Source organism: Ideonella sp. P3_A4 (assembly GCF_056403075.1).
In genome coordinates this window covers 1-4,979 of the sequence record NZ_JBFUGE010000444.1, presented here as the reverse complement: position 1 = coordinate 4,979, position 4,979 = coordinate 1, and the positions used below count along the sequence as shown (strand labels likewise).

General features: G+C 68.2%; 6 protein-coding genes. 2 read left to right on the top strand and 4 right to left on the bottom strand.

The genetic code is table 11. From position 1 onward, the window contains the following. From AC1DYI_RS26370 to purU, 4 genes are all read right to left on the bottom strand, one after another. On the bottom strand, positions 1–477 hold a 477-nt coding region (locus AC1DYI_RS26370; RefSeq protein WP_477207095.1), incomplete at its 3' end, for a DUF2946 family protein. A gap of 9 nt (positions 478–486) precedes the next feature. After that, positions 487–1,455 carry a YheT family hydrolase gene (locus AC1DYI_RS26365; protein ID WP_477207094.1) on the bottom strand — a complete coding sequence of 323 codons (969 nt, stop codon included), beginning with the start codon at positions 1,453–1,455 and terminating at the stop codon, positions 487–489. Between the two features lie 20 nt (positions 1,456–1,475). Beyond that, positions 1,476–1,919 carry a YybH family protein gene (locus tag AC1DYI_RS26360; protein ID WP_477207093.1) on the bottom strand — a complete coding sequence of 148 codons (444 nt, stop codon included), beginning with the start codon at positions 1,917–1,919 and terminating at the stop codon, positions 1,476–1,478. 294 nt (positions 1,920–2,213) lie between these two features. Then, on the bottom strand, positions 2,214–3,098 hold the full coding sequence (gene purU, locus AC1DYI_RS26355) for a formyltetrahydrofolate deformylase (RefSeq protein ID WP_477207092.1): 885 nt from the start codon (positions 3,096–3,098) through the stop codon (positions 2,214–2,216). Positions 3,099–3,215: 117 nt separating this feature from the next. Here purU and AC1DYI_RS26350 point away from each other — a divergent pair, with 117 nt between their 5' ends. Both AC1DYI_RS26350 and AC1DYI_RS26345 read left to right on the top strand, forming a co-directional pair. Then, positions 3,216–3,845, top strand: a complete 630-nt coding sequence (locus AC1DYI_RS26350; protein ID WP_477207091.1) for a sigma-70 family RNA polymerase sigma factor — start codon at positions 3,216–3,218, stop codon at positions 3,843–3,845. Positions 3,846–3,924: 79 nt separating this feature from the next. Beyond that, positions 3,925–4,638 (top strand): anti-sigma factor, encoded by a 714-nt coding sequence (locus AC1DYI_RS26345; protein ID WP_477207090.1) that lies wholly within the window; start codon positions 3,925–3,927, stop codon positions 4,636–4,638. The last annotated feature ends 341 nt before the right edge of the window (positions 4,639–4,979 follow it).

Below are 4,979 nucleotides of genomic sequence, written 5' to 3'. Positions count from 1 at the left end.
CGGCAATTCCTCGTAGCGCCAATCGCCGGCCTCGATCGCGTCGGCACCGATGGCCGCGTCCAGCGTGTGCACCAGGCCAAAGCCGATGTCGCTGTCGGCGAACAAGCGCCCGCCGTCGTCCAGCCATGCGCTGCGAAAGACGGCACTGCGGCCGGTGTGCGTGCTGAGCGCCGGCGCCGCGCCGGGCACCGCCGCCAAGCGCCAGACCCAAGGCGCGGCCTCGAGCTCGACATAGACCCGCTGCGGCCCGTTCTGGAAGAACCAGCAGCCGGCCTCGTCGGCCTCGTAGTTGCGGCCGATGAACTCCTGCAGCTTGTCGTGCAGGATGCGGCTGCCTTTGGGCGTCGGGAACGGCCCCGCGGCCTGGATGCGGTCGTCGCGCATGTACCAGTCGCCGCGCGCATCGAGTGCGAGCCAGTTGTAGCAATGCGGCACATGCGGCCACTTGGCCAATGCCGCTTTGACAATGTCGTCCATGGGCCGACCTTATCTCGCTCGCAACCAATCCACGACGGCTTCTGGCATGGCCCGCACGTGGCCAGGGGGAAAGCGGCCCGCCGGGAAACCGACGTGCCCGCCATGCGGTGGCTGCCACAGCGTCACGTATGGGCCCACCTCGTGCACACCGGGCAGGCTGCTGGCCGGCACGAACGGGTCGTTGCGCGCATTCAGCACCAGCGCCGGCACGCGGATGTGCTCGAGCCAGGGCTTGGCGGACGCGCGGCGCCAGTAGTCGTCTGTGTTGCGAAAGCCGTGCAGCGGCGCGGTGAACAGGTTGTCGAACTCGTACAGGTCGCGTGCCGCGGCCATCCGCTCGCGGTCGAACAGGCCCGGGTGCTGGGCCCATTTGGCCAGCGCCTTGGGCTTCATCGAGCGCAGGAACATGCGGGTGTAGACCTGCCGGTTGAAGCCACGGCCGATCGCATGGCCGCCGGCAGTCAGGTCGATCGGCGAGCAGACCGCGGCCACTGCGCGCGCGGTCACACTGGCTGTCTCGCCCGCCTCTTCGGCCCAGCGCAGCAGCGCGTTACCGCCCAGCGATACGCCGACTGCGTGCAACGGCTGGCTCGAGCGCTCGCGCAAGCGCGTGAGGATCCAGCCGATCTCCTCGAAGTCACCCGAGTGGTAGGCGCGCGGCGCCAGGTTCAGCTCGCCCGAGCAGCCGCGGAAATGCGGTACTGCGTAGTTCCAGCCCAGCGCGTGCGCGACATCGGCAAACGCCTCGGCATAGTGGCTGCGCGACGAGCCCTCGAGACCATGGAACAGCACCAACCACGGCGCGTCGCGGTGGCGCGAGAAACGGAAGTCGACGTCGATGAAGTCCTGGTCCGGCGTGGTCCAGCGTTCGCGCTGGTAGATCGGGTGCGGGCCGTGCACACGCTTGCCGTACAACGCCGGCCAGATCGTCTGCAAATGCCCGCCAGGCAACCAGCGTGGCGCTCGAAAGTGGCGCATCGCGGCCCCGCTATCCCCGCTCAGTGCAGTGTCGTCGGCGCCTCGACCAGCTCCGGCGGCTCTTGGGCCGTGCCGGGGCTGGCATGGTGGGTCACCATGCGCCAGCCTTGCGCTGTCTTCAGGTAGACGTTGGTCGCCATCACCCAGCCGGTGCGTGCGCCGTCGGGCGTCTTCAACGCAACGCGCTCAAGCACGCTGTGCATCGCCGCGCTCATCGCGTGGACGCGGCGCACTTTCTCGGGTTGCACATGGACCGCCCCGTTGGCGAACACCGCCTCGAAGGCTGCGCGCACCGCCGCTGGGCCCACCAGACGCGGCCCGCCGGGGTGGATGCAGACCACCTCTTCGTCGTCGGCCCAGACGGCCATCAGCTTCTCGATGTCCGCCTCGCGCAGCGCTTCGTAGAACTGGTTCTCAACGTCGTCCGGCGACGCGAGCAGCGCGGCCTTGGGTGCTTGCGGCATGAAGTACGCCTCTAGTGTCCTGTCCCGCAAATAGCTGCCATTGCGACGAGCCGCAATGGGGATGATCGCGAGTCGACGAGCCGGGTAGATACCTCGTGGTATCTGCCCGGCTTGGCGGCGCTGCGAGCGCCCCGGCTTCGGCCCGCCAGAAATGTCGAAAGTGGGTTCGACCAGATGGCGCGCTCGCGCGCCCGGCCATCAGGGCAGATACGCTCGGTATCTGCCCAGCCGTCCGGACGCACGATCATCACCATCTGGTCGAATCTCAATGGCAGTTATTTGCGGGACAGGACACTAACGGAAGACCACCGTCTTGTGCGCGTTCATCAGCACGCGGCGCTCGACATGCCAGCGCACTGCGCGCGCCAACACCACGCACTCGACATCGCGACCGACGGCGGTCAGGTCATCGGCCGACAGCGAGTGGTCGACCCGCTCGACGTCCTGCTCGATGATCGGCCCCTCGTCCAGGTCGGCGGTCACGTAGTGGGCCGTCGCGCCGATCAGCTTCACCCCGCGGGCATGGGCCTGGTAGTACGGCTTGGCACCCTTGAAGCTGGGCAGGAAGCTGTGGTGGATGTTGATCGCCCGGCCGGCCAGGCGTTGGCAGAACTCGGAACTCAGGATCTGCATGTAGCGCGCCAGCACCACGAGGTCGATGCGTTCGGCCTCGATCAGCGCCTCGATCTGCTGCTCTTGCACGCGCTTGGCCGCCGCATCGGCGCCAGCGGCCAGCGGCAGGTGGTGGAAGGGCAGGCCGTAGCTTTCGACCAACTTCTCGTGCGTGCGGTGGTTCGACACCACGGCCGGAATGTCCAGCGCCAGCTGGCCGCTCTTCCAGCGGTACAGCAGGTCGTTCAGGCAGTGGCCATGCTGGCTGACCATCAGCAGCACGCGCGGCCGCTGGTCCACCGCATGGAAAGTGGCTTGCATGCCGAACTGTTGGCGAACATGGCCAAACAGCTTGTCCAGCGTGGCCACCTCGGCCAACTGCTCGGGCGCCTCGAAATGCACCCGCATGAAGAAGAAACCGGTCGCGTCCTCACCCTGCAGGTCGCCGAATTGCTGCGAATCGATGATGTTGCAGCCGGCCTGGTACAGCAGGCCCGACACGTTGTGAACAATGCCCTTGGTGTCGCGGCAGGCCAGCGTGAGGACGAATTCTTGCGGTCGGGACATGGTGGGCAACGATTGTACGGATCGGGGTTCTCCCCCACGATCGACAGGCATCCAAGCGGCAGTGGCTGGCGTATGCCTGGGTCGAACCTCCGTCAACGCACTCCTAGAATTCCGCCGATGGCCACTTCCGCCTTCTCTTCCGCCCAGCGCGCCGACGCCCTGGGCGCGCTGCTCGCGCGCGTCTCTTTGGGCGACCGCGCGGCTTTTGCCACGCTTTACCAGCAGACGGCAGCGCATCTACTTGGGGTCATTCTCCGTATCAATACCGACCGGGGCCAAGCTGAGGACCTGTTGCAGGAGATATTCGTGAAGATCTGGGGAGCCGCCGGCAGCTTTGACGCCCAGCGGGCGCAGCCGATGACCTGGCTGACCAGCATTGCGCGCCACCGCGCGATCGACAGCCTGCGCCGGCGCCAGACCGAGCCGCAGTGGGTCACCGCCCGGCCGTCGCTCGACGATGGCGAGGACGACGACGTGCTGGACCAGATGCCGAGCGAGGCCTCCGGCCCGATGGAGTTGCTGGGCCAGGCGGTGCAGGCACGCGCGGTTGGCGTGTGCATGAAGGGCTTGTCAGGCGAGCAGCAGCAGACGCTGGCGCTGGCCTTCTACCAGGGGCTATCGCACTCCGAGGTCGCCGAACAGCTGCGCCAGCCGCTGGGCACCGTGAAAAGCTGGGTCCGGCGCGGCCTGCTGTCGCTGCGCGCCTGCCTCGAGCGGGCCGGCGCGATCGACGCGGTAGGAGCCTGAACATGAAGCCCCACGCTCACTTCGTTCACTGCCCCCCGAGGGGACAATCAATGCCCTACGGGCGGCCGGGCGGGCATTGATGGACTACTCCCGCGCTCCCCTCGCCGACCGCCTGGCCGCCGAATTCGTGCTCGGCACGCTGCGCGGCCCGGCCCGCCGGCGCTTCGACAACCTGCTGCCAGCCCACCCGGCCCTGCGCGCGGCCGTGGCCCGCTGGCAGGACGCCCTGGTGCCGTTGGCGGCCAGCGTGAAGCCGGTCGCGCCGTCGCCACGGGTCTGGAAAGGCATTGAAGAACGCCTGTTCGCCGAGCGCCGCGCCGCCAACGAAACACCGCCGGCGCCGCAGCGCTGGTGGCAAGCCGTATTGCCATGGCGCGCCGCCACCGGCTTCGCGACTGCTGCCGCACTGGCGCTGGGCGTGGCGCTGACGATCCCGAAGCCCGCCCAACCGCCGATCCTGGTGGTGCTGGCCCCGTCCGACGCGGCTGCCGGCGCAGCGCTGYAGAACGCCAAGTTCGTTGCCAGCGTCAGCGCCGACGGGCGCGGCCTGGTGCTGCGGCCGGTCGACGCGCTGGCGATGGACCCACAGCGCGCGCTCGAACTATGGGCGGTTCCCGGCCAGGGCGCACCGCGCTCGTTGGGCCTGGTGGCCGCCGACGGCGCGACCAAGGTGATCCGCACCGAGCTATTGCGCAACACCGCCGCCTTCGCGGTCAGCCTGGAACCGGCCGGCGGCTCGCCGACCGGTGCACCGACCGGCCCGATCATCTCGGTGGGCAAGCTGGACACTTAGAGGCGCGCGCAGCGCCGCCGCTCATCCAGTGGCGTGCGCGGATCCGGCTTGTATGGTTGCGTGGTTGGGGTGGAGGGCCTGAAATCCGGAGATCGGCCTGGACCGACTGGCAGAGATTGCCCCCACCCCGCCTGTCAGCGTCGATAAAGAACTGCGCGGCCGCCAAACAGACAGACCGCCGATCTGAGTGCAAGCCAACGCGGCTGGCGGGTCCCCACCCCAACGACTGTCATTGTCGATAGGGGAGACCTGACCATGCAAGATCAAGCTGTATTTGCCGGCATCGATGCTTCCAAGGCCGAGCTGGTGGGTTGTGTTCATGGCGGCCAAGGCTGCGCCGC